Raw genomic sequence first — 25,332 nt, 5'->3', positions numbered from 1 at the left:
TCTATTCTTTCTCTGCGCTGTGCTTATCTCAATGGTCAACTTTCCACTTGATATATGTGCAAAACTGAGATGCACCCCTTTCTTCTTCCTCTTTCCTTCTGCCTCCTGCCTCAAAAGTCCAATTTCTAGCTTAGCTGCTTTCCTTTAGATGCTTCCGATCTGGGAGCTTGAACTAATAAATCGCAGAGTGCGTAAGCACCCTGCGATTCACTCAAAACTACTCGTCAATTACTGCGGTTTTTGACCGTTTTGCATCCGGTTTTTAGCATTTTGCCGGCGCTGCTGCATCATTTGAGCTAATTGGCTGCGCTGTTCGGCAGTGAGCACTTCTCGCATTGCGAGTGTAATTTCAAATTGGACCTCTTCAAACTGCTGTCTCAATCCCATTATTTGACGGTGTTTTTCACGGATTTCGCTGGCATTTGCCGTGCCGGACATCATCGTGTCCAATTCTTGTCTGGCTTGGCGGACTGCTTGCATCCGCTGGGAAACTTGGTCTTTGTAGCGATCGCGAACTGCCTGCATTTGCTGCTTTTGGTCTGCGCTTAAATTAAGTTTCTCGAACATCCCACCTTCCCTGCCACCTGGTCGATTGGGACGCTGGTTTTGTGCAATTGTTTCCGGTTCTATGGGATTGGGAACTGCTATTGCTGCGGCTGTGCTGCCGAGAGTCAGCATTAAAACGGCTAGGGCAGAAATACGACGAATTGACATGAAAATTGCCTCTTTGATATTACTTATTTGTTGGCGGTTGACTGTCAGCACCCTGGCTGAAAGTCAACCAGTCTGTTTGTGAGCGATCGGTCATATTTTCTTGGGGAGAATCATGCAGTACGCCCTCCCAGTTAGTAACTAAAAATGCTTCTAACTGAGCTGTTTCCTTATCTAGCAATTGTGCAGTCTCAAACGCACGGTAGCCAGACCAAAAAACTAGCAAGCCAGCGGCGATCGCAGAAGGAAAAACCCACTTGGGAAAACCGATCCTTCTTGACCTCTTACTAGACCGGGTAAATTGGGGTTCTCGTAGATAATTGAGCTTTCTCTCACCCGCCTCATCCCTCTCTATTGCGGCTAAAAGTTTTTGCTCAAAATCAGGCGCAGCTTCTGGAAGGTTTGGGCGATGTTGCTTCAAGAAATCAACTAACTTTTGGTCGCTGCTTGGGTTATTCATAGCTCGCTGACACCTTCTTTTTGCAAAAATTGTCGCACAGCATTTCGGGCATAAAACACGCGAGATTTGACAGTTCCTGCTGGCAGTCCCAAAATTTGGGCTACTTCTTTTTGCGGGATGTCTTCTAGGTCGTGCAGCACCAAAACGCTGCGGTGTTCAAAGCTCAATTGATCCAGTCCCCGCTGCACTAAATCTTCATAGTGCAACTGCATCAAGTCGGATGTGTTATCTTTGAGAATAACCCCATCCATTACTTCTTGATTTTTAAGTTGGGAGTCAAAAGAATGCTGTTTAGCAAATGCTTGTCTTTGGTCGGAAGCCACATTCCAAGTGATTCGATAAAGCCAAGTAGAAAAGTTTTCCTGGTGCTTGAGTTTGGGCAATCCTTTCCAGACTCGCAGGAATACTTCTTGTGCTAAATCGTCAAGAAGTGACGGGCCGCAGAGTTGGTAAAGGGTTGACCTGACTTTGTGTTGGTAGCGTTTGTAAAGGTAGCGAAAGCAAGTGCGATCGCCCTTTAAACATTGAGCAACTAAGTCCGAGTCGGAACAGTCATCGGTTAAAACATTGGCTGGCACACCTAACACCTGTGAAGTCTCCCCCACCAGTTCGTTATCTGAAGTGTTTAGACAGGACAGCTCTAAAAAAGGTTCAAAGGATTTAAATTTTTTTTTCGACGAGGCGGCAGCTAGGGAAACGGCACTGCCGTGTCCTGATTTTTCCTGTAATTAACGGGTTTCGAGGTGTAAAGCCTGGGAACCCAGATCCAGAGTCCGAGCCTTGGTTGAGAAAATGGACGCTCTGACTCGCCCCAGAAGCGTTACTTTCGCTAAGCGCCTAGTAACAAGTAGAACCAGTAAAAATTTGCTCAGCCGGTAGGTACATGACAATGCCCATTGGTGTCAAGTTAATCTCAAATGTAGTGCGAGTCTTCTGTAGAGCGATTAAAACCCGATCCCCCCGCAACGATTCGGGGGGACAAGAATCTTCTCTTTCGTCCCCCTTTTTAAGGCTACCGCGTACACACAAGTGGATTATGAGCTACTTTCCACTCTTGCTGTTCAACCAATGCCTTGGTAGCAGGGTAGATTAATTGTATAAGTACCCTGATAAGGCTGTTCTCTTAAGTATGCATAAAGCAATTGTGACTTGTCTAATAACCGACGGTATTGTACAAGTGATTTAGAAAAGGTATATATAGCGGTTCTCAATTAAGGGAGGTACAAGTTTAGATTGAATAAGTGAATAACTGGGGAATTTACGAATCAATTAAAAAGTCCTCAACCCCCCAATTTGCCATCTAAATTTGTACATCATCTACCTGAGAAAAGCTATAGTAGACTTACCGCTTTTATTAACCTGAGACTTTGAGGCGATCGCCTGTCTGCGATATTGCTCGATCCAGGATTGAATTGCCAATTTAAATTCAGCTTTTTGTGCATCTTGAATTCCTTCTGGATCGAAGCGAGCGCAATAATGAATCTCAATCAACAATGCTAACTCTTCGAGACCATATAATTCCGGTTTTTCTTTTTTCAACCTCTCGATCCAATTTTTTAAAGACTCGGAAGGAGGGCGAATCAATCCCGACTCATTTAACGCCTGTTCGATTAAATAAAATTCCGATTTCTGAGTCAACGAATCTTTCTTATAAATAGCTTTTAGCCATCTTTGTTTCTTAGATAAAAGGCGTACATTTTTCTTAAAATTAGGATTACACCTCCAAAAAAATATTAATGCCAGCAGGATGACTCCCCCATACTTCAATCCATTGCTACCTGATAAATATCGCAACCCCAGCACAATTTTGTAACTCAATAGCGACCATACATCAGAGATAAATGCCCCTCGGGGAGCAGCAGCATCCTCCATGCTTTCCCAATCAGAAGGCGTAGGATCAAAAGCTTGCCATTTTCCCGCGATATAAGCCAAAGTCCAAGCATGAGCATGGCGACTCCTTACAATATATTGGTTCTCCAAAGAACTAAATTCGTGAACAGAATATCCAACAGCATAACGGGCTGGAATACCGAGTTTTCTCAGGAGCAGTGTGGCAGCGGTAGCAAAATATTCACAATGTCCAGAGCGAGTGTCCAGTAAAAATGTTGATAGAGGCGTAGCATCATTATCTTTGCCCCTCAGCTTCAGTGAATAAACGAAATTTTTTAGGAAAAACCACTCTATTTTATCTAATATTTCTGGTGGCGACTTTCCTTGAGTATTCACTTGACTGAGGATTTTATTAAGTGCAGCTATTTCTGATTTTGGTATTTGCAGGTCGTCTTCTGTAGGCGGGCTATCTACAGAATAACTATTATTAAAGTAGCTTCTATAAGCCAGCATATCAACTTTTCCCACCACTTTTATTGTGCCATATTTATTCTTTTCCATCTGATTGACAGGCAATGCGTCAATTTTAAAAGTTCCATCTGGCAGCTTTAATAAACCTTGGTTGCCTTGGAGTGTAGCCGAAATAGTAATCGTTGATGGATTGGGTAGTTGGTCACCTAAATCCCAAGTTGTGCCATTAATCTTTGGTTGTACGGGAACAAAGTTAGGATTTAAGGCGAGCCAAAGTGAAGAGTTGTAGCGATTATAAGTGGCTTCTCTTAGCAGTCGGGGAGGAGTCTGTTTAGCTTCAGGAGCAACTCTAAAAATTATTTCATTTGACTGTTTTAATAATCCCACTGACCCGATGTTCGTTTGTTTTTTCAAAAAATCTGTTTCTTGAGAGTTCCCCTGACTAAGCCATGAGATTGCTTGCTGTTCTACTGCTAGGTGAAGTTGGTGCAGGCCCATCTGTCCTATAAATCCTATACTGCCAGCAATTAACATCAGACCCAGCCAGAGAATAGATGAAAATCTTTTCGGTCTCACAAACCACAAAGCAATAGCAGTTAAGGCAAATATCCCAGCATAAAAAGAGCTCTCTCTACTGTTCGTCGCACTAGCGGATAGCAGACAACAGATAAAATATGGATAACTTAGATTCACCATCAAGGGGTTAAGTGGTGCTTTTTTTGTGGCTTTGTTTAGCCACAAAAACATTAGGCGTATATCCAGACTTGCCTTAACAAAATATACCTGAGTAGCTACCAGTGGAAAAAATACACCAGGAAGCCACTGCAACAAATTATATATCAAGTAAATAGAGCGGTTGGCGACAAGGAGATAAACCAGCAAACAGCACAAAAAAATCAGGCAGAAATTAGCAATGCGCCTAAAATCACTAGCTGAAAAATCCCACCGATAAGGCAACCAGTTAGCTGCCTCTAAAATCAGAGCAATTGGCAAAGCGAAAAACCATAGTCCCGTCTGCCAGCCCCAAAAAATTACACTAGCACCCAAAAGAAAAACTGGCATTTTCATAATTTCATTAACTCCTCTTGTATTTGACCTAGCTTTAAGATATGGCAGCTTGTTAAGTCATCTTTAATCAGCTCTAAATTTAAGCTATCTAATTGAGCGTCTGGCTCTGTTAAAATTAAAACTAATGTATGGATACCGCGGCTTCTCAGATAATTTACTAATGTTTTTCTAGGTTCGTCCCAACACAAGAATATACAAATACAACCACTTAGGAGAGAGACTTTCTCCATCAAAACTGAGGTAAGCGAGTCAAAAGCTTTATCCTGACAGGCAGCAACTGAGGCGAGAATTTCTAGCATTTTTTCAGTAGAGTTCAGCCCTCTACCAAAGGTAAAACAATAAGCTTCTTGAACGACAAACATCAAATCCAATAATGATTCTTGAGTCTGAACTTCATAGGATAATGAAGCCGCAATTGAGATAGCCTCTTCTAAAATTTCACTATATTTTACACTTTGAAATGTATCCAAAATTAGGGCGTGCCTCACAAAAAACTCATCCTGTTCTTCTTTGACCATTGGCTTACCTGCTTTTGCCCAACTTTTCCAGTGAATTTTGCGTAGCGGATCTCCCGCTCGATAATCCCGCAGAGACCTAAATTCCTCCGAATCTCCTACGGATGAAGCTAATGTTACGCCACCTGATTGATATCTTCTTGAGCCAGGAAGCTGAATTGGTGGTAAATGATATAGTTTTGGTAAAATTAAGATAGACTGGGGCAAGGAAATTGTTTTACAAGCATTCCAAATCCCAAAAGGATCTGACCTAGTAACTGTTAGACCAGTCACGCGGATAACACCTCTGTAGGACGGCGTAATTTCACATACCACTTCTGTTTTGCTATTGGGTAGGAGAGAAGGCAATTCTATGGGTTTAGCTGTGGCGCATTGTTTTCTAGAAATTAGCCACAGCCAACGATAATAGCCGAAGTATTTATCCAATGAATTGCGCTGTTCTTCACCTGGTTCAGGTGTTTCTGTAAATTCTTGAAAACTTGGCCAGGTGTCGGCAAAATTTTCCCCCATTTTCAGATTGTTTTGAGTCTGGCTAGTTTTGTTATGAATGAGAATACGGTATTTTAAAGTGACTCCAACAGTTGCAAACTTTGGCAAGAAACGTACTGCGTTGAAGCGGAAGCGAAAAAATCTACTGAAAATTATGGCTATTCCTATAATTGACAACAGGAAAGTAAAGATTTGATAAGTCACAGTCTGATTAGTATCTAATCCTAAAATTCCCGCTAAAAGCGTGCAGCTAAGCACTGCTAACCCATTGTTAGTCAATCGCTTCTTTCGCGATCGATTTACACGCGCACCGAAGCGAAAAATAGCGTATAAAACACGTTTCATTTTTTAGGCGGGTACAGGAATAGATTTGATAATTTCTTCAACAACACCTGGGGCCATTCTACCCGAAAAACGCGCTTGAGGTTCCATTACTAGGCGATGAGCGATGACTGATACCGCCTGTTCTTGAATATGTTCGGGGGTAACAAACTCATAGCCATCGAACAAAGCTAATGCTTGAGCAACTTTCATTAAAGCTAGGGAAGCTCTGGGACTCGCCCCTAGTTGTACGCCTTCGGCTGAGCGAGTTGCATTCACGATATCTACGAGGTAACGCTTCAATTCTTCACTAATTCTAATTTGCTTTACCTGCTGTTTTAAGCTAATTAAATCCTCTAAATTAACGCAGGTTTGAAGTGTATCAATAGGATGTTGATGGATTTGATCTCTTAACAGGTTAACTTCGTCTTCTGGCGAGATGTATCCTAGACTAAATTGAACTGCAAAGCGATCCATTTGGGCTTCAGGAAGTGGATAAGTGCCACGAGATTCTACTGGATTTTGAGTAGCAATGACAAAAAATGGGTCTTTAAGTTTGTGCAAATTTCCGTCAATGCTGACTTGAAATTCTGCCATTGCTTCTAGGAGGGCGGATTGGGTTCGCGGTGATGACCGATTGATTTCGTCAGCTAAGATAATATTAGCAAAAATTGGACCTTCGTGGAAATGGAACGTGCGTTGATTGGGGTCGAGCATGGATATGCCCAAGATATCGGATGGCAAAAGGTCAGGTGTAAATTGAATGCGTTTAAAGCTGACATCGACAGATAAGGCTAGGGCTTTAGCTAGGGTAGTTTTACCTGTACCGGGATAATCTTCTAGGAGGACGTGCCCGCCACTCACAAAGGCTGACAGCAATTTCCTGATTGCTGCTGATTGCCCTTTCACGACTTTTTGAATGTTGTTGGAAATCCTTTGATAAATTTCTCTGCCCGACTGAGAGTGATTTTCTGTAATTGCTTTATCCATTATTTATTGTGTTCGTAGCGTTCGGTTACTGTCCCGCTGATTGGCTTGTCCCGATTTAACTATTTACAGCATTTTTCCAATATGTATAAGTTTTTAAACCAATACTTTCTTTATTTTCATTATATATCTCGTCCAAACACCTGAAAAGAGCCAAAGCATAATTCTTCAATCCCAAAGTTGTCAAACTTGTGAGAATCCTAGTCAGCCGCAGAGAGTTGTGATTAAATGGTTCAATCCACTCTCTTTTTCTTGACAAATATTCCTCGGATTTGGCAATTACAATTTCTGCGTTTTCCCCTTCGCGGCATTCCAGCCCGTAAAATGCCAGCATGACTTTTAGAGATTTGACTAAGCGACTTCTCAACTCTTCAGTTGTTCTAAAAGCTTGAATTACCTCATCATTTAAAGTCGGAGCACTGGAATTAAAGCGGCTCTTTTCTCTCAGCGGAAACAGCCATTGAATGTAATTGTGCACGGATTCCAGCTTCTGGTAATCCCACGACCAAATATTCTCGATCGCCCGACCTTGTGAATCAGGCTGCTGACCGAGATAGAATGCTAAAATTTTGTTGTGTTTGGTTGAATCACTCATTGATAAGCTGTTTTTTATCTAAATTGTATTTTTGGGCGGGCGGCACGCCCACCCCACAACCAGAAAATTAAATTTTTGTGTGGAACAGGCATCCTGCCTGTTCTTCAAAATAGTTTTCTTGAGTCAGTTTTAAGCGACTTTAGCTATTAGCCAGGGGTTTAAACCCCTGGCTGCTTCGCCCACTTTACCGCAAAGTAACAAACTCTTCAGCAGTCGATGGGTGAATGCCAATAGTCGCGTCGAAGTCTTTCTTCGTAGCTCCCATATTAACAGCGATCGCCATTCCTTGAATAATCTCGCCCGCGTCTTTCCCAACCATGTGCACGCCCAAAACTCTGTCAGTATTAGTTTCAACGATTAACTTGACAAAAGTTTTCTCGTCTGCACCTGTCAAAGCGTGAAACATCGGTCGAAACTTGGCTGTGTAGCACTTAATTGAGTCGGGAAACTTTGCTCTAGCCTGCACTTCGTTTAAGCCGACTGTACCTGCTTCCGGCTGCGAAAATACCGCTGACGGGACATTTTCGTAACTGATTGCTCTGGGATTGTTGCCAAATTCAGTATCTGCAAAAGCGCGTCCTTCGGCGATCGCAATTGGCGTTAAATTGATGCGGTTGGTGCAATCTCCGACAGCAAAAATGTGCGGCTGACTGGTGCGGCTGTCTTTGGTAACTGCGATCGCACCATTATCGATTTCTACTCCCGCATTTTCTAAAGCCAAATTTTCCAAGTTCGGCAAGCGCCCGGTAGCGCACAACAGCGCGTCTACTACGAGCGTTCCTTCGGATTTTCCCGACAGAGTTAATTTTAAGCCTTCTGGAGTTTTCTCAATGTGGTTGATCGAGCTTTCGGTCAAAATGTTTATTCCGTGCTTAATCATTCCTTCTTGCACGTTGGTGCGAATTTCTGTGTCGAACTCGTTCAAAATTAAGTCGCTGCGGATGATTTGAGTTACTTCGCTTCCCAACCCATTCATAATGCAAGCAAATTCGACGCCGATGTAGCCGCCACCCCAAATGGCAAACCGTTTTGGCTGCTCTTTTTGCAGGAAGATTTCGCGGGAGGTGATCGCGTGTTCGATGCCGGGAATTGGGACTCTTCTCGCTTCTCCGCCGACTGCAATTAAGATTTTGGCTGCGGTAAATTTCTTGTCACCAACTTCGACGGTATGGGGATCAATAAATTTGGCGTATCCTGAGATTAATTCGACTCCGGCTTTTTCGAGGAAGCTGATGTGCAGTTTGCTCAGCCGCCGCACTTCTGTGTCTACGCTGGTGATGAGTTTTTCCCAATCAAAGCTGCTTTCTACTGGACTCCAACCGTAGCCCACCGCATCTTCGTAAAGGTGCGAAAATGTTGAGGCGTACACCATGAGTTTTTTGGGGACACAGCCGCGAATGACGCAGGTTCCGCCTACTAAGTCATTTTCGGCGATCGCCACTTTTGCGCCGTAGGATGCTGCTCGCTTGGAACTCGCCAATCCGCCGGAACCCGCACCTATCACAAACAAGTCGTAGTCGTATGTCATAATTGTCTGTACCTTTTTATCGCCAACTTACCAATTTTACGCTTTACTTTTCTTAATGATATCTCAAAAATTTATTGTTTTTTTTGGGGTCAACTACTTTACTTTTTGCCCTTAACGAGGTATTATTAAATAATAGGAATCTGTGCGTTAATATAAAATTGCTCACACTGCCATTACTAGAGTATAACACAAGCGAACGACAAAAAAAATATAAAAATTTTACTCTTTTGAGATCGCTACCAAGAAGGAAAGACCGAATTGTCGATCGCTCGTTATAGCCGAGTCGAACTCCGGTAAATCCCTGTAAAAAAGCGAAGCTTTGATGATATTCCCGATTTTTAAGGGGTAGTAGGGGGCAACAATCAGGCGGGCTCAGGGCTAATCGCAGCGCAGCGACAGAAAACTGATACTACCCTAACCTATCGGAGCAATCACGGGAGATTACTCTACTGTTTTTGATAATTTCATAAATCCTTGATAATTGCTATATTATAAACATAAATTTATTCTAGGGCTAGCTGTATGATTGATTGGCTGGTACTCTGGGGAGTGACGCAAGGAGTCGGCATTCTCGTCAAACCCATCTTAGAAGAGTTAGCAGTAGATGGCGCGAAGGAGTTTGCTAAAGATGTTTTTTATTCCGTGAAAAACGTCATATTTAGCGAAAAAGACCCCCGACAAGTCGCAGCGGGCAAAGCGCTCAAAAAGTTTTTGGAGTTGGTGCAACAGCAGTTAAAAATCGGCGGACTTCCTCCAGAGAAAATTAAGCTGTATATTAAAGATGGTAAACAGTTTATCAATAACAAGTCTGTTAAGAAAATTTTGGGCAAGGCTTTTGAGAGCGATCGCAAATCTCTAGATGCAAAACTTCTCGAACAAACCTGGACTCAACTAAATTTAACTTCTTTGCCGCTAAGATTTAAGTGGCAAACCATCGCCAATCAGTATCTCGCAGAAGTTCAAGAAATTCTCTTTGACTCAAAAGACTTGCGCGATATCTTGAATGCTCAAAATCTGGATAGCATTCAGAAAAATACTCAAGAAACGGCCGGGATTATCCCCGAATTTGACTTGAGGCAATATCAAGAAGCTCTGTGCGAGCGTTACAGCAATCTCAATTTAAGCAGCGTCGATCCCAATACCTACGATTATCGCGAAAAGCTGAAGGTTTGGGAAATCTTTATTTTCCAAGATGTGCGATCAATTTACGAATCATTTCTGCCCCAAGCTTACGAAATTCCTAAAGAACATCAACGGCGGCTGCAAGACAGCAATCAATTAGAGGCGATCGATCTAGAAAACTTAGAGAAATATCGGCGCGGTTATTTTTCTCAGCCCATCGTATCCGTGCTAGATGTTATCAATGACAAGCAAAAGTATCCCTACATTGTGATTTTAGGCGATCCGGGTTCTGGCAAGTCTACTCTGTTACAAACTTTAGCATTAAACTGGGCGCGCTCGCCCTTAAATAGCGTGACATCTCTGCCGATTCCGCTGCTAATAGAATTGCGGACTTACATTCGCAGCGTGGAATCAGGAGATTGCAAGAACTTCCTGGAATTTTTCCATCAAAGTCCGGGTTCAATTTGTCACTTGAATCAGCATCAATTGCAGGAACAGCTTAAAACAGGCGACGCTGTGGTGATGTTCGACGGGTTAGATGAAATTTTCGATCCGGGGAAACGAGAAGATGTAATTACGGCGATTCATCGGTTTACTAATGAGTATCCGCGCGTGCGAGTGATTGTCACGTCTCGGATTATTGGTTACAAACCTCAACGGTTGCAAGATGCAGGGTTTTATCACTTTATTCTCCAAGATTTGAACGCGGAACAAATTCAGGATTTTCTTCGCCGCTGGCACGAATTAACTTTTACTGATGCTGTGGGAAAAGTGCGAATTCGCGATCGCATGAAAAGAGCATTAGCGTATTCATCAACGATTCGAGATTTAGCGGGTAATCCCTTATTGTTGACGATTATGGCGATTTTAAATCGCGGACAAGAATTGCCGAGAGACAGGGCGGAACTTTACAATCAAGCTTCGCGGGTATTGCTGTATCAATGGGATGTGGAAAGGTCTTTAGTAGAGGATAGCAGGCTCGATCCGAAAACGATTCATGCTAAAGATAAGCAAGAAATGCTGCGGCGAGTCGCTTACAAAATGCAAGCAGCACCTGAAGGGTTGGCTGGCAATATTATTAGTGCGGAAGATTTGGAGGAGATCCTGACAGCATATCTGAAGAATAAAGATTTCCATCGACCGAAAGAGCGGGCAAAGTTGATAATTAACCAACTGCGAACTCGCAACTTTATTTTATGTTATTTGGGTGCGGATAGTTACGGATTTGTCCATCGAAGTTTTTTGGAATATTTCTGTGCGTCGGAGGTTGTATATCGATTTGAAAAAACGCGCCAACTTTGTTTAGATGAGTTGAAAACAGAAGTTTTTGGCAAGCACTGGGATGATGAATCTTGGCAGGAAGTTTTGTGCTTGATTGCGGGATTGATTGCTGGAAAGTTTACAGGGAAATTGATTGAGTTTTTGATTGAACAGCATGGGGTAGCTCAAAAGTTCAGCAATCTGTTTTTGGCGGCGAAGTGTGTGAATGAGGTGAGGGATAGAAAAGAGATTGCTTCGGTGGAGAGTCAATTGCTTGAACGCTTAAAAGAGTTAACCAAGTACAACTTCAAGTACCATTATAAGCGCGATGGAGACAAGGCACGTCTAGTGAAGGAAATTCGCACTCAAGCAGTAAGTGCGATCGCCTTTACTTGGAAAGATGACCCGGAAACCTTACCTTGGCTCAAACAACGCACTCAATCAGACCATAATTGGGATGTGGGATATGCAGCAGTCCAAGAATTAGCACGGGGGTGGAAAGATGACCCCGAAACCTTACCTTGGCTCAAACAATGCGCTCAATCTGACCATAATTCGGCTGTGCGACGTGCAGCATTCCAAGAATTAGTACGGGGGTGGAAAGATGACCCCGAAACCTTACCTTGGCTCAAACAACGCGCTCAATCTGACCATAAATGGGATGTGCGACGTGCAGCAGTCCAAGAATTAGCACGGGGGTGGAAAGATGACCCCGAAACCTTACCTATCCTCAAACAACGCGCTCAATCTGACGATAATTGGGATGTGCGCTCTTCAGCAGTCCTAGAATTAGCCCGGGGGTGGAAAGATGACCCCAAAACCTTACCTTGGCTCAAACAATTGGCTCAATCAGGCCATAATTCGGTTGTGCGACGTGCAGCAGTCCTAGAATTAGCACGGGGGTGGAAAGATGACCCCAAAACCTTACCTTGGCTCAAACAACTGGCTCAATCAGACCATGATTCGGTTGTGCGACGTGCAGCAGTCCTAGAATTAGCACGGGGGTGGAAAGATGACCCGGAAACATTACCTATCCTCAAACAACGCGCTCAATCTGACCATAATTCGGATGTGCGACGTGCAGCATTCCAAGAATTAGTACGGGGGTGGAAAGATGACCCGGAAACATTACCTATCCTCAAAGAATGCGCTCAATCTGACCATAATTCGGATGTGCGACGTGCAGCATTCCAAGAATTAGTACGGGGGTGGAAAGATGACCCCGAAACATTACATATCCTCAGAGAATGCGCTCAATCAGATGATCCTCCAGGTGCACAACTCTCCCTGTTTTCATAGGAAAAGTTGACCGAATTAGAGAATCTGTAATCTAAACAAAAAAAGTATTCACAAATTATGCTAGTTCAAAAATAGTTGAATTAATATCAAATAGTTCTCGGAGACAACCACTATGCAAGTCACGACCGAAGAAATTATTTATCCATGCAGCGACGGTCAACCAATGGCAGATAGCACAATTCAATACAAATTAATTGTCAAAATCAAAGAAGGTTGCGAATCGCTGTTTAAAAACGACCCAAACGTGTTTGTAGCAGCCGATTTACTGTGGTATCCAGTTGAAGGTAGACCAGATATTTCTCAAGCACCGGATGTTATGGTAATATTTGGCAGACCAAAGGGCGATCGACGTTCCTACCTGCAATTTAACGAAGATAATATTGCTCCCCAAGTTGCGTTTGAGATTCGCTCTCACAACGACAGACAAACCAAAATGTACAAAAAACTTTCATTTTACAATCGCTATGGAGTCGATGAATATTACCTTTACGATCCCGAAAACAACGATTTGAGCGGTTGGCAAAGAATTGAAGGAAACTTAGAATTAATTGATCCGATTGAGGGCTGGGTAAGTCCGAGATTGGGAGTACGATTTGAGTTGGGCGAAGCTGGATTAGAAATATATCGACCCGATGGACAAAGGTTTCTTTCCTATGCGGAATTGGAGGAACAGGGGGAATTAAACCGCCAGCGTGCCGAACAGGAAGCTCAAAGGGCCGAACAAGAAGCTCAAAGGGCTGAACAAGAAGCTCAAAGGGCCGAACGTTTGGCAGCAAAACTGCGCGAATTGAACATCGATCCTGAAAGCATTTAAGCGACAAATTGTTTAATTTAGGGCTTACGCATCAAGACCACAGAAACCGGGTTTTTTATGGTTTATGCGCGCTGTAGGGAATGATTTTCGTGAAAAAACCCGGTTTCTCACCACCCTTGTGTAAGTCCCATAATTACAACTTGTCCGACTTGTTTAAAGTCGCCAAGCAATCTCCATTCTTCGAGATTGGTTGACTCCAATCCGCTGCATTTGCAATGACGCCTGATACTGAAATTAGCGTCCAAACGATCGCCCTTCCACCCGCCAAAACCGATAAGAAGTGTTAAGTTAGTAGTTAGTTGTGTCGATCGCACAGAAAAAAAATGCCTGAACTACAAACCGATACATACCAAGACCTCGACCCGCAAGTCCTCTCAAAGCCCGTTGTTGTCGGTCTGGAAGAGGTAACAAAAGTTTACGGGATTGGCGACCTAGAAGTTCGCGCCTTAAACGGCGTCAGCTTGACCGTAAGACAAGGAGAATATTGCTCGATTATGGGCGCATCGGGTTCCGGCAAATCTACAGCTATGAATATTATCGGCTGTCTCGATCGACCTACGAGCGGCAGTTACTACTTAGACGGCGTAGATGTCGCCCAAATGCCCGAAGCAGAATTAGCCGGAATTCGCAATTTAAAATTAGGTTTTGTCTTCCAACAATTTCACCTGTTGCCTCAATTGACAGCCTTAGAAAATGTCATGTTACCGATGGTTTATGCCGGCATTCCCGCAGCAGAAAGACGCGAACGGGGAGTAGAGGCTTTAACAAAAGTAGGCCTGGAAAGTCGGCTGCAAAACAGACCGAATCAACTATCAGGAGGACAGCAGCAGCGCGTAGCCATCGCCAGGGCTATTGTCAACCGTCCCGTGTTGTTACTGGCTGACGAACCTACAGGTGCATTGGATACAAAAACTACTCAAGAAGTAATGGATATTTTTACCGAATTCAACGAAAGCGGCATGACTGTTGTTATGGTAACGCACGAACCGGAAGTGGCGCGCCAAACTCGCCGCGTTGTCTGGTTCCGCGACGGTCAAGTTATTCACAATAATCTCAATCCCGAAGAGCTTTCACACGCTGTGTTTTAGTATAATAGTCCGTGAAAAGCGAAAAGAAAATTGGGCGATAGAAATCGCTTCTAGACAAACGAAGCCCGCCTACGCGGACTGAAGAATTAAGAGGGTATCAGTCCTATGCAAGAGGACTTTAGCTATTAGACAGGGGTTTTCAGCCCCTGGCGGACTAATAGACAAAACACCAGATATTTGCTTAATGAAAAGCACTCGGAAAAGCTTCCCAAACTCGATCGACAAAATCTCTAAGTTGCCGAGATGCGATCGCACCATCCTTTTTCTCAGCATCCAGAGAATGCAACTGGGTCAACAGTGAAATTACCTCAGTATCTAAAGCCGCCCGAAACAAGCTAAGCGGCCAAAGCAAATCAGCACCATCTCGCAAATCTGATAAAGTGTATTCTGTGGGTGAATCCTTACCCGACACCGATACAACTAACATCAAAGGGCGCACCCAACAAACTTGACGTGCCTCAACCACTTGGATTACCTCGGAATGCAGGCACGCATCTCCACATTCTAAACTGACAATTTGACCAGGCTTAAAGTTCAAAGCACAACCCATTAATGCTCACACTTAATACAGACATAACAAAGCAGCCAAATAAGTGCTGCATCTCTCCACAGCACCCGAAAACATTATATCATAATTCCTTCTTCCCTCTTCCTTCTTCCTTCTTCCTTCTTTCTTCCCTCTTCCGACTGCCATCCGTTACATCCGTTACATAATCCGTTGCCGAACTTCCTTCTTCCTGACATCCGTTATATCCGTTACATCCGTTACAGAATCCGTTGCCGAACCTTCTTCTCCTCAACTTTCATCAAGCTTTTTAAGATCCATTTCGAGCTGGGCACTCAACAATCGTGCTTCTTTTTTACCACCGCCACCATTGGCATAATCCGCCACGGAAATCGGAGTACCGATCGCAATTTTTACCTGAGCACCCCATTGAGGAATGCGCGGGCGATAGCGGATACTCATCGGTACAATTTTCACCCCCAAACCCGGTTTGCTCAACTCTGCTTGCATTGCCAAACGCGCCAATCCCGGCTTAATCGGATGAACTTCGCCATCCTGAAAAATACCGCCTTCGGGAAAAATCACCAACATTTCCTTGTCGAGGAGTAGTTCCACCCCATAACGGAGACTGCCAATTGCCGGATGCTTAAGATCTACCGCAAACCCCCCCAAATTTCTGATGAACCAACCTTGCAGTCCTTTCACTTCATCAGCAGTTACCATAAACCGCAAATCGCGTCCAGTCACCTTCTGTCCCGTTGAATAGGGCATCATCAGGGCATCCCACCGGGAGCGGTGCGTAGGGGCTAAGATGACAGGCCCGTCTTTCGGCAAGTGCTCCTGTCCGGTTATCTCAATCTTGCCAAAATGAAACGGTAGGACAACATAGTGACCTAGCGGATAGAGCAAGGAGGTTAACCAAGGAGAAACGCGAGAGGTATTAGATGCTACCTTGGCAGGCATTGGCTTCACTAGAGATGATTTACTGGACTCAACGGCGATCGTGGCGGTGTGGGGCATAGCAATTAAGCTGCTGTCTCGAGATCTAAAGTCTAAAGTAAGTGACTGGACAAATCTTTAGTTTTTGGGTCGGGACACTTTTGCTATTGGCCTTGTACCGATCGAGCGATCGCGCCCGCAAGAGATAATCTCTAACAGGTAAAACCTCAGCCAACCGGACAGCACTAATACAAAGTAGTCGGCCGCCTGGAAAGCTCGATCGGGCAATTACGGATCTATTATTCCAGCTAAAGGGTCAAGTTCGATTAAACATCGCCCAGAAGAGAGTAAAAAATTTTACCTGTTAATTTTTCCGGCGCGCTTCAAACCAAGAAAGCAACTGATCGCGGCAAACAGACTCCATAATACCGCCGAGTACCTCTAAGCGGTGACACGAATGCGCGCTGTCTGGAATATTAGCCGCAGTCCGAATCGTGCCAGTTTTCGGGTCATCTGCTCCGTATACCAGCAGACGAATCCGAGCTTGGACGATCGCACCAGCGCACATCGGGCAAGGTTCCAGCGTTACATAGAGCGTGCATTGGTTAAGATGCCAGTCTTGCAAAACTTGGCCGGCCGCCCGCAAAGCCAAGATTTCAGCGTGAGCAGTCGGATCGCAGTCTCGCTCTCGCCGATTTTGCGCTTCGGCAATCAATTTGCCAGTACCGTCAACAATGGCAGCACCCACAGGTACTTCACCCGCATCACCGGCTGCTTGTGCCAGTTCCACAGCCCTAGTCATCCAGCGTTTGTGAATAAAATAAGTAGTATCACTAATAGACAATGGCTCAGTTTTAGAATTCACCTCATACCTACGTAACAGAAAAACTTAAGATCGAGAAAGCAAGTTACATTACAGCTTAATAGAAAGCCATTTTTAATTATGGACACCACCAGGATAAATACTGAAATTGTTGAGCTGTTGTGCCGCATTAGCCGGCAAAAGCTGCGCGAACAAGATATCACTCCTTTGGTAGTGTTTGTGACTGCTTTGATTTCCATCCTGCGCGGAGTGATGATTATTGACAGGACGATCGCAGTTGAAGAAGAAGAACGGCTGCAAAAGACTCTCAAAGCCTTTGCCAGCGGCGACCGCGATCGGGTAGAACTAATTCAGCGCCTTGTCAAAGGAGTCTCCAAACAGCAGGTTTACTTCAACCCCACGGAATTGCTAACCCTGACAGCTTTGTTCTCAGAATCAGAAAAACTGTTGCTTATCGGTTCCGGCTACGAAATGTCAGCGGCCGACGGACACATCGATATGCGGGAGCAAATGTACTTACAGTCGATCGCAAATCGGCTCGGCCTCGACTCCAGACACATTGCAGTCCTAGACACTTTATTTACTAAAGAAGGAACCCTCGACTCACAAGCTTTTGCCGAAGTTCAAGCTTTACTCGATCCCAGCGAATTTGAGTCCCGCGATCCGGTATTTGGCAAAGCAGCAAAGCACTTGCTGAGTATTTTACTCCGCAAATAATCCAGCGCATATAAATTTTGGGGCAGTAAAAGTAGTGAGAGGAATTCGAGGATTTGACGCTGTGTCCATTTGAGAAGGGACTTGGGCGCTCTTACCCTCCTCAAAAACCGCGTTGTTTAACCCCTACCAAGAGCGTGGCACGGCGTATGTTCGTAAAAAACCTGGTTTCGGCCTCAGTCCCGCTTTATTTTTTTTGAAAGAGTCGATCGACCCTTGTATCCCATTGAACCGAATGCCTCTAAAATCTAAAAGCGACTTGTCGCTGCCTTGATTGACTCAGCTCAATCTCAAATCTCAAATTGATTGATTATGCAAATTGAATGGCAAACCGCCAAAACCTACGAAGACATTCTCTATCACAAAAGCGGGGGCACCGCCAAAATTACCATCAATCGACCTCACAAACGGAACGCTTTCCGTCCCAAAACCGTGCAGGAACTGTGCGATGCCTTTACTGATGCCCGCGAAGACACAAAAATCGGCGTTGTCCTTTTCACCGGTGCGGGGCCTCATACAGACGGCAAATACGCCTTTTGCGCCGGCGGCGACCAAAGCGTGCGGGGTGCGGCGGGATATGTAGACGAAGGTGGCATACCCCGGTTGAACGTGCTCGACTTGCAGAAGTTGATTCGCTCTATGCCCAAAGTAGTAATTGCTTTAGTTGCAGGCTACGCAATTGGAGGGGGTCACGTTCTCCACTTAATTTGCGACTTGACGATCGCTGCTGACAATGCTATTTTCGGACAGACCGGCCCCAAAGTCGGCAGTTTCGACGGTGGTTTCGGAGCTAGCTATCTCGCCAGAGTTGTGGGCCAGAAAAAAGCCAGAGAAATTTGGTTTTTGTGTCGCCAGTACAGCGCGCAGCAAGCCCTAGAAATGGGTTTAGTCAACTGCGTCGTGCCCGTCGAACAACTAGAACTAGAAGGGATTCAGTGGGCTGCGGAAATTCTCGAAAAAAGTCCGATCGCGATTCGCTGCTTGAAATCCGCTTTTAATGCCGACTGCGACGGTCAAGCCGGTTTGCAAGAACTGGCGGGAAATGCCACTTTGCTGTACTATATGACCGAAGAAGGCGCCGAAGGCAAACAAGCCTTTTTGGAAAAACGGCAACCTGATTTTAGTCAATATCCTTGGCTGCCATAGCGGGAGGGAAAAATCAGTTTTTTTTATGCGCTCATATTAAAGTAGATACTGCTGATTTTTATGAGTTAGTAAAGCCAAATGCACCCGATCTTCCAAAAGTGTCAGTAGTGATACCAGTTCCCAAAAAGAATGAAACTGCTTTGTCAGATCCAAACCATGATAATGATCAGTGATTCCCCAATCGAAAATGGTATGACCTATCCTGCTGCCGACTAACTAAACCGAGACTGCTGCTGCCGATTTTTCGGTTAACGTTGTGCCTGTAAGCTGGCAGGCATGGCGATCGGAAAAAGTGACGGTGGCATCCTGCAGCTTCAGAGTCGATTCTTGCCACATTCCAATTTCTTCTATGTTTTCCCAAGATGACCTAAAAGGCGAAACCGCTAAAGCACAAGCTTTCCAGTGACTTTGAACCGGGCCGCCTAGTAAAGCGCAAACACCTCCGCGTCTGCCTTCAGGGGTATAGTGACGGCAGTGACCACAAGCTGAAGTTAAAGGTGAAGTTAAGGAGGTTTGCATAAAAGTTCTTAGGGAAATCATTTTCATCTCTAATTCTCCTTTGTAGAGCTAGCAGGTTTTAGAGCATCCCAACCTTTATGCTGTCTGGGTTGTAGCGATCCCCGAAGTATAATTAAATTTTATAATTTATTTATAATCTCGTTATATATAGAAACAATTAGCTCCGTGCTTGCTCATTGTATAGGTCAAAACACAGGTTAAAAGTTTATAAAGCCGTTAGGGATCAAGACAAAGTACAAATGCCCAACGAGTATGAGAGGTTACAAATAAGCGGTAGCTTAGAATACAAAAATTGGCTGAGAGTGTCGGTAAGCAGCCTCTGGGAAGTAGGAACAATTCAGTTTTCCAATGAAAATGAAAAATAGCTGCCGGCGATCGACAGCAGGTGATCGAGCCCCTGTTGCATTGACGCCAAAAGTAGCTAATCATAAAATAGGCAAGTTTTCAAGCTTCTTGTTTATATCTACAATCAAAAGATTCAAATTAATTCAGAGGCGGTAGGAGTTGTGCTAATGAGTAAGCGTTCTTCGGTGGAATCCCCAAATCATCAATCCTCTTCAACCCCAATCAAGCCTGCTTTGCAAGCAGTCCTGGGGAGTCTAGATGTAAACCTAGAAGCAGAACTGACAACATACAGAAGGCACAGGCGGCGGGCCGAACAGTGGGTGTCGCCCTCAGTTCGTACCGGCAAGCAAACAGCCACAACCGAGCAACAGCTAGCCCAAAATTTGGCGTCGGAGACTGCGGAAGAAACCCAGCAGCCGCTATCGCTGCCCCTATCCCTTGCCGGCACTCAGGGCGATGCCCCGCTAGCAACTACCAGGGGTGGCACAAAATTATCTAGCAGTGCTTTCGCACCCAACAATTATCTCGAATCAAGCGAAAAACTGATCGAAAGTTTGGACGAGTCAAAAGCTGAGCCTACGGTAGAACGCAGTTTAGCCGCCAGTTTGTTAACTCCCTTGGGACTGAGTTCGATGCTGCTGTTTTTGCTGTCGTGCACAGCTTTGGGCTACGCAGTCATGTACCCGTCAAATTTGGTTAAGATGGCAGGCCTGAACCGTTTCCTCGATCGCAATGCACCCTCTTCAAGCGACAGTCCCGCCTCTACTGCCATCTCAGATACCAGCACCAAGGAACTGCCGAAAGCTCCAAATCTGGTATCCAAGGAATTTGTCGAGCTAGATTTGAGCACTCTCAGCAATGTTAAGCCGACAGTCAGCCCGATTCCTTCCCCCTCACCAAAAGCATCAATTCCGCCAACCCCTCCAGCGCCTCCGGGCCCCAGCGGGGTTGTGCCGATTCCTACAGAAGACGGCAACCCCCCCAGAGGCAGGGAACAAGGACTCAACAATCTGAGTACGGCTTTGCTTCCCACTCCCAGCCCTAGCACTGCCCAGCCTGTGCCGACACTGCCAACACTGCCTACAACACCATCCCCAGCCCAGCCTGCCGCCACATCCCCGGCGACAGCATCCCCAGCCCAGCCTGCCGCCACATCCCCAGCCCAGCCTGCCGCCACATCCCCGGCGACAGCATCCCCAGCCGCCGCATCCCCGCTGGGAAGGCCTGCACGGGCGGCAGACGGTTTCTATTACGTTGTCACCGATTACACCGACGAAAAATCACTGCAGCAAGCCAGAACCGCAGTTCCCGATGCCTACGTGCGGAACTTCTCAAAGGGTGTCAAGATCCAAATGGGGGCTTTGAACGATGCTGCCTCAGCAGAACGTTTGGTTAAAGAACTCCAAGAAAAAGGGGTGAAGCCACAATACTATCAACCATAAATTAGGCAAAGACAATTAAACTAATGATCGGGGAGTAGGTTGGGCCGAGGCACGAACCCTCGGTTTCGCTTAACCCAACATTTGCTCAGTTTTGATGGGTAATGCTGGCGCCCTACCCATCTTAAAAATAATCATGACGACCTAACTTAGAGGGAATTAAAATTTCAAAATTAAAAATTAAAAAGACGATTGAGGAGTTTTCATTTTTAGTTTTTAATTCTGATTTCTCTGTCTTAATTCTAAAGTTGAAAATCGGGAGACTGGCAAAATGGGATTATTCGATCGCCTATGGCGAGTGATTCGAGCCAATATTAACAGTTTGGTCGGGGCAGCAGAAGACCCAGAAAAAATTCTGGAACAGGCTGTAATGGATATGCAGGAAGATTTAGTGCAGCTCAGACAAGCTGTGGCAGGAGCGATAGCAGCTCAAAAACGCACTGAACGCCAGTGCTCTCAAGCTGAGTCTACAGCAGCAGAATGGCATCAGCGGGCGCAGCTAGCTTTGCAAAAAGGCGAGGAAAATTTGGCGCGGGAAGCTCTGACCCGCAAGAAATCTTATCAAGAAACGGCAACGGCGATGAAAGCCAGTCTCGGGCAACAGAACGCTGTTGTGACTAAACTAAAAGAAAATATGCGGGCGCTCGAAAGTAAAATTTCCGAGGCCAAATCTAAAAAAGATATGTACATTGCCCGAGCTCGATCGGCCGCATCGTCGGAAAGGCTGCAAGAAATGATGGGCAATCTCAGTACCGGCAGCGCTTTGAGCGCGTTTGAACGGATGGAAGAGAAAGTCATGCAGCTAGAAGCTCGCTCCGAAGCAATCGCAGAACTCGGAACTAATGATTTAGAAAAGAAGTTTCTCTCTCTCGAAGGTGCCGACGATGTGGATACCGAGTTGGCGGCAATGAAAGCACAAATGCTTCCGGGCAACAATACACCCAAATTGCCGTCGAGCGAGCCACCCGCATCCTGAACCCCAGGCAACAGAACAAGAGTCAGGACGAGCAAAAACTTCTCAACAGCCTAGCTAGAGATGGCTCGAAGCCTGTTGGGGAATTCCCGGATCGACGTTAAACTCAATAGATATGTGCATGAATAAGCTTGCCTGCATCACATTACTCGATCGCTTTAAACTGGATTTATCTGTCTGCAAAAATTGCCAAAAACTAAATCGCACTAAAAATCTGACAAGAGTGAATTTCACAACTGCGGGCTAGGGCTATCAAGCCTGCTTTCCGCCTACTTCGTACACCTCACCCAGGAAAAATAGCATTATGGGATTATTTGACCGCATTAGCCGAGTCGTCAAAGCCAATCTTAACGATCTGGTCAATAAAGCTGAAGACCCGGAAAAGATTTTAGAACAGTCTGTTACGGATATGCAGGAAGACTTGGTGCAGTTGCGTCAGGCCGTTGCCAGCGCGATCGCCACTCAAAAGCGCACCCAGACTCAGTACAATCAAGCTGAATCTCAGTCTAACCAGTGGCAGCAGCGCGCTCAGCTAGCCCTGCAAAAAGGAGACGAGACTTTGGCCCGGGAAGCGCTGGTGCGCAAAAAGTCTCACGCTGAAACGGCGGCTACGCTCAAAGCCAGTCTGGATCAGCAATCGGCTCAGGTGGAAAGTCTCAAGCGCAATTTGATCGGTTTGGAGAGCAAAATTTCCGAAGCTAAGACTAAGAAGGATATGCTCAAGGCGAGGATATCCGCTGCTAAGGCTCAGGAACAGCTCAACAATACCATTGGCACCTTGAATACTGGTAGTTCAATGGCAGCTTTCGATCGCATGGAAGAAAAAGTTTTGCAGATTGAAGCTCGCGCGGGAGCTTCGGCAGAATTGGCCGCCGGCGGCAGCAATTTAGAGGAACAGTTCCGCTTGCTCGAAAGCGGCGGTGATGTTGACGACGAGTTGGCTCAGATGAAAGCTCAACTGACCGGGGGTTCTGTGTCTCAAGGTCAATTGCCGGCAGCGGGTAAAACGGCAGCAGCTAGTAGCTCGGAGTCGAGCCCGGTGATTGACGCTGAGTTGGAAGAATTGCGCTCGCAGCTCAATAAAATGTAGTAATCTGTATCAAAATTTACCTATTTCTCAAATCGCAGGTTTGATAGAATGCTCCGCCGACCTACAGGGCTAGCTTGGGAGGTCGGAGTTTTTTTTCGTCATTTTTGAACACACAAAAGATGGTTATTGTCAACCATCTTTATATTGACTTAAGGAATTAAGTGTTTAAAAAGTGATAGAGTAATTTTATTCCTTGCAAGACGGCTAGCTTGGGAGGTCGGAGTGTTGTTAGTTATAAACACAAAATAGGACTGCTGTCAACTATCTTTATATTGACTTAATAAATAAACTTTTTCTAAAGTGATATAGTAATTTTATTCCTTGCAATTGCGCCGGCCGCGCCCGAGCGTAAGTGTAAATAACTATCAAATATGGCTAATCTGTCATGCCCGTGCAATTTTCTAGAGGCTTTTGTAAAATCAAGTTTTTCAAGGCATTAGCACTTGGTTTCTCAATTGCAGCTATTTGCCCCGCACTGCTATCAGCTCTAAGTGTTAGCGAGTCGATGGTTGCTACCGACTCAGGGGTGCAAGCGCCAATTTTGCAGGATAATTTACTGTCTCAATTAAAACTAAATAAACAAACAGCAGACTATCACGATCGGCTTCGTGATTTATACTCGGGTTCAGAATTAGATAGAGGCAGTAAAGAGCAAGAAAATAGCATCCCGGAGTTCGAGCAATTGACCCAAAGCGAGGCCCCAGAAACTCTCCCTCAATTGCCGAATCGAGGAGAAAACAGACACGAATTTCCAATTCCCAACCCGCGGCTGTCAAATCCGGCTCCCCTCCCGTAACCCGCGCCACCACCGCTCTTGCTTTCAGCCGCACAGCTTTTGCGGTTTGCTATTCCCGCGCCGGCACAGCCTGCAGAATTCCTAAGATTCCGGGTACGATAAAAGTCGCTGGATTTGAAGTAGTTGGCAGTTGACTTACCGCGAGCCGATCGGGCAAAATCCCAGAAGAGAAATCGCGATCGGTATCAGTACCTGCAGGCGAGAAAGCGATACATCTTTGCTGGGCAAAGATTTTCCACTGTCGCCGGCAGCAGATAATCGGGGTAGAACTCGGGTTGCGGCGCTGAGGCTGTTTCAGGATTTTACTCAGAGGGGAGAGAGAGATGTCTTGGCGGCGCGATCGCAGTTCTGTCTGGCAGTGGCAGCAGTTAACGCTACGGTGAGCAGCAGCAGCCCTGACAGTCGATTTTTGACTTGCGGGGTCAATTGCAGTACGTGCGGTTGTTGGCTCCTGAGACGCTGCTGCGGGTGCATCGGACTCATAAAATTGAGTCAACAGTCAACAGTCAACAGTCAACAGTCATTCCGGTCCAACTGGAATTGATATGAGAGGCTGCAGGTGGTGCGATCGGATGTGAAATTGGCTGGGCCAGAGCTTTTGCCGAGCGAACAATGCGGTATAGGAGACTCAGATATATTGCGGGGTTAGCGTCAGGATGCAATGCTTGCCGATAGCGGGATTTTTGATTCAGGCGAGTTGCGGTATCCGATGCCAGCGCACCCGCGACAACCAAGGAGTTTTGCAGGTGACGCCATTTGTAGATTTTGGCAATGTTTGGAATCCCAGGCAAAGCGCGGTTTTGGAAGCGAATACTTTGCTGTCAGCGGGATTGCGGCTGCGGTGACTATATGGCGAAAGGTGGAATGCTCGCGGAGGCGGGGGAATTACTTTGATTGATATTAAGTCGAGCAACAGGAGTTTACAAGAGCGCGGGCTGTATTTTTCTGTATAATTCAAACCTTTTTAGGAAAGCAGTCGTTTTGCCCTTGGCGGAACTGAGCAATTCCGCTATATAGTAATAAGTATCATTTGGCACTCCTCTGTAGCTGCCAAGAGTGCATTTTAGTGATAATCTTTAAATTAAACTATGTCTAAGGTGCGGTTGCTGCTTTTAAGTTCTTTTGCTGCCGGTTTTGGGCTTTGCTCAATCATTTTGGCGATGTTTACGATGACTTCCCGGCTGTCGTTTACGTCTTTTTTTACATTTGTTTTAACTTTGGTGTTTTTTGGAATTAATCTGCTTTTTGCTTTGCATTATTATACATCACTTACTAAGCAATTGAGTGTTAAAAATAAAAGGAAAGCGAGAATTTAGCGGTTGTGAAGCACAAGCGGAAAAAGGCATGGAGACTTCTTTCTGGAATTGGAATGGAATCAAGGAAAACGCCTCTGCGTTAGGAAAAATATCTAGCTGTAACCCATAATTATTTAAAGTCTAATTATTTAGGAGGTCTGTCTGGAAACAAAACTAAAATGGTATGATT

Annotated in this window: 25 protein-coding genes; 10 read left to right on the top strand and 15 right to left on the bottom strand. The window is 45.3% G+C overall.

The annotated features are described in order from the left end of the window. Positions 1 to 228: 228 nt before the first annotated feature. The 8 genes from QUA57_RS03060 to gor form a co-directional block, all read right to left on the bottom strand. Positions 229 to 714, bottom strand: coding sequence for a Spy/CpxP family protein refolding chaperone (locus QUA57_RS03060; RefSeq protein ID WP_333059259.1), 486 nt, complete (start codon positions 712 to 714; stop codon positions 229 to 231). 19 nt (positions 715 to 733) lie between these two features. Further along, complete coding sequence (locus QUA57_RS03055; protein ID WP_333059260.1) at positions 734 to 1,171, bottom strand: hypothetical protein; 438 nt, start codon at positions 1,169 to 1,171, stop codon at positions 734 to 736. After that, positions 1,168 to 1,758, bottom strand: a complete 591-nt coding sequence (locus QUA57_RS03050) for a sigma-70 family RNA polymerase sigma factor (RefSeq protein ID WP_333059390.1) — start codon at positions 1,756 to 1,758, stop codon at positions 1,168 to 1,170. Before QUA57_RS03050 ends, QUA57_RS03055 begins: the two co-directional genes overlap by 4 nt. 730 nt (positions 1,759 to 2,488) lie before the next feature. After that, entirely contained in the window at positions 2,489 to 4,429 is a 1,941-nt protein-coding gene (locus tag QUA57_RS03045; RefSeq protein WP_333059261.1) for a transglutaminase-like domain-containing protein, read from the bottom strand. 107 nt (positions 4,430 to 4,536) lie between these two features. Continuing rightward, on the bottom strand, positions 4,537 to 5,889 hold the full coding sequence (locus QUA57_RS03040; protein WP_333059262.1) for a DUF58 domain-containing protein: 1,353 nt from the start codon (positions 5,887 to 5,889) through the stop codon (positions 4,537 to 4,539). A gap of 3 nt (positions 5,890 to 5,892) precedes the next feature. Further along, positions 5,893 to 6,855, bottom strand: a complete 963-nt coding sequence (locus tag QUA57_RS03035) for a MoxR family ATPase (RefSeq protein WP_333059264.1) — start codon at positions 6,853 to 6,855, stop codon at positions 5,893 to 5,895. 55 nt (positions 6,856 to 6,910) lie between these two features. After that, a complete protein-coding gene (locus QUA57_RS03030; protein ID WP_333059265.1) occupies positions 6,911 to 7,447 on the bottom strand; it encodes an opioid growth factor receptor-related protein in 537 nt (178 codons plus the stop codon). Positions 7,448 to 7,631: 184 nt separating this feature from the next. Continuing rightward, entirely contained in the window at positions 7,632 to 8,975 is a 1,344-nt protein-coding gene (gene gor / locus QUA57_RS03025; RefSeq protein WP_333059266.1) for a glutathione-disulfide reductase, read from the bottom strand. A 522-nt stretch (positions 8,976 to 9,497) separates the two neighbouring features. On the opposite strand from gor, the gene QUA57_RS03020 reads away from it, so the two are divergent. The 3 genes from QUA57_RS03020 (at position 9,498) to QUA57_RS03010 (ending at position 14,558) form a co-directional block, all read left to right on the top strand. Then, on the top strand, positions 9,498 to 12,656 hold the full coding sequence (locus QUA57_RS03020; protein WP_333059267.1) for a HEAT repeat domain-containing protein: 3,159 nt from the start codon (positions 9,498 to 9,500) through the stop codon (positions 12,654 to 12,656). 112 nt (positions 12,657 to 12,768) lie between these two features. Further along, positions 12,769 to 13,470, top strand: a complete 702-nt coding sequence (locus tag QUA57_RS03015) for a Uma2 family endonuclease (protein WP_333059268.1) — start codon at positions 12,769 to 12,771, stop codon at positions 13,468 to 13,470. A gap of 323 nt (positions 13,471 to 13,793) precedes the next feature. Continuing rightward, on the top strand, positions 13,794 to 14,558 hold the full coding sequence (locus QUA57_RS03010; RefSeq protein WP_333059270.1) for an ABC transporter ATP-binding protein: 765 nt from the start codon (positions 13,794 to 13,796) through the stop codon (positions 14,556 to 14,558). 181 nt (positions 14,559 to 14,739) lie between these two features. Here QUA57_RS03010 and QUA57_RS03005 read toward each other — a convergent pair whose 3' ends face one another. From QUA57_RS03005 to tadA, 4 genes are all read right to left on the bottom strand, one after another. Further along, positions 14,740 to 15,108: a hypothetical protein gene (locus QUA57_RS03005; protein ID WP_333059271.1), complete on the bottom strand. Its 369-nt coding sequence runs from the start codon at positions 15,106 to 15,108 to the stop codon at positions 14,740 to 14,742. Between the two features lie 79 nt (positions 15,109 to 15,187). Beyond that, on the bottom strand, positions 15,188 to 15,358 hold the full coding sequence (locus QUA57_RS03000; RefSeq protein WP_333250939.1) for a hypothetical protein: 171 nt from the start codon (positions 15,356 to 15,358) through the stop codon (positions 15,188 to 15,190). Continuing rightward, on the bottom strand, positions 15,355 to 16,083 hold the full coding sequence (locus tag QUA57_RS02995; RefSeq protein WP_333059272.1) for a lysophospholipid acyltransferase family protein: 729 nt from the start codon (positions 16,081 to 16,083) through the stop codon (positions 15,355 to 15,357). The genes QUA57_RS03000 and QUA57_RS02995 overlap by 4 nt, the downstream gene beginning before the upstream one ends. Positions 16,084 to 16,366: 283 nt before the next feature. Further along, entirely contained in the window at positions 16,367 to 16,867 is a 501-nt protein-coding gene (tadA, locus tag QUA57_RS02990; RefSeq protein ID WP_333059273.1) for a tRNA adenosine(34) deaminase TadA, read from the bottom strand. Positions 16,868 to 16,945: 78 nt separating this feature from the next. Between tadA and QUA57_RS02985 the strand changes: the two genes are divergently transcribed. Together QUA57_RS02985 and menB are read left to right on the top strand one after the other, a co-directional pair. Then, positions 16,946 to 17,542: a TerB family tellurite resistance protein gene (locus tag QUA57_RS02985; RefSeq protein ID WP_333059274.1), complete on the top strand. Its 597-nt coding sequence runs from the start codon at positions 16,946 to 16,948 to the stop codon at positions 17,540 to 17,542. A gap of 309 nt (positions 17,543 to 17,851) precedes the next feature. Next, a complete protein-coding gene (gene menB, locus QUA57_RS02980) occupies positions 17,852 to 18,685 on the top strand; it encodes a 1,4-dihydroxy-2-naphthoyl-CoA synthase (RefSeq protein WP_333059275.1) in 834 nt (277 codons plus the stop codon). 216 nt (positions 18,686 to 18,901) lie between these two features. Here the strand turns inward: menB and QUA57_RS02975 are convergent, their stop codons facing one another. Next, positions 18,902 to 19,231 carry a hypothetical protein gene (locus tag QUA57_RS02975; RefSeq protein ID WP_333059276.1) on the bottom strand — a complete coding sequence of 110 codons (330 nt, stop codon included), beginning with the start codon at positions 19,229 to 19,231 and terminating at the stop codon, positions 18,902 to 18,904. A 485-nt stretch (positions 19,232 to 19,716) separates the two neighbouring features. Here QUA57_RS02975 and QUA57_RS02970 point away from each other — a divergent pair, with 485 nt between their 5' ends. Both QUA57_RS02970 and QUA57_RS02965 read left to right on the top strand, forming a co-directional pair. Next, a complete protein-coding gene (locus QUA57_RS02970) occupies positions 19,717 to 20,991 on the top strand; it encodes a hypothetical protein (RefSeq protein WP_333059277.1) in 1,275 nt (424 codons plus the stop codon). Between the two features lie 268 nt (positions 20,992 to 21,259). Further along, positions 21,260 to 21,964 (top strand): PspA/IM30 family protein, encoded by a 705-nt coding sequence (locus QUA57_RS02965; RefSeq protein WP_333035694.1) that lies wholly within the window; start codon positions 21,260 to 21,262, stop codon positions 21,962 to 21,964. A gap of 54 nt (positions 21,965 to 22,018) precedes the next feature. Here QUA57_RS02965 and QUA57_RS02960 read toward each other — a convergent pair whose 3' ends face one another. Beyond that, positions 22,019 to 22,195, bottom strand: a complete 177-nt coding sequence (locus tag QUA57_RS02960) for a hypothetical protein (RefSeq protein WP_333035693.1) — start codon at positions 22,193 to 22,195, stop codon at positions 22,019 to 22,021. Positions 22,196 to 22,265: 70 nt separating this feature from the next. On the opposite strand from QUA57_RS02960, the gene QUA57_RS02955 reads away from it, so the two are divergent. Both QUA57_RS02955 and QUA57_RS02950 read left to right on the top strand, forming a co-directional pair. After that, on the top strand, positions 22,266 to 23,051 hold the full coding sequence (locus QUA57_RS02955; RefSeq protein WP_006635936.1) for a PspA/IM30 family protein: 786 nt from the start codon (positions 22,266 to 22,268) through the stop codon (positions 23,049 to 23,051). Between the two features lie 505 nt (positions 23,052 to 23,556). Then, positions 23,557 to 23,847, top strand: coding sequence for a hypothetical protein (locus tag QUA57_RS02950; protein ID WP_333250936.1), 291 nt, complete (start codon positions 23,557 to 23,559; stop codon positions 23,845 to 23,847). Positions 23,848 to 23,896: 49 nt separating this feature from the next. On the opposite strand, the gene QUA57_RS02945 is transcribed toward QUA57_RS02950, so the two are convergent. Then, positions 23,897 to 24,343: a hypothetical protein gene (locus QUA57_RS02945; RefSeq protein WP_333059279.1), complete on the bottom strand. Its 447-nt coding sequence runs from the start codon at positions 24,341 to 24,343 to the stop codon at positions 23,897 to 23,899. Between the two features lie 160 nt (positions 24,344 to 24,503). Between QUA57_RS02945 and QUA57_RS02940 the strand changes: the two genes are divergently transcribed. Beyond that, on the top strand, positions 24,504 to 24,692 hold the full coding sequence (locus tag QUA57_RS02940; protein WP_333059280.1) for a hypothetical protein: 189 nt from the start codon (positions 24,504 to 24,506) through the stop codon (positions 24,690 to 24,692). Positions 24,693 to 25,332: the final 640 nt, after the last annotated feature.

The organism is Microcoleus sp. Pol7_B2, from assembly GCF_036701035.1.
GTDB lineage: Bacteria > Cyanobacteriota > Cyanobacteriia > Cyanobacteriales > Microcoleaceae > Microcoleus.
This window is presented reverse-complemented; position numbering and strand designations above follow the sequence as displayed.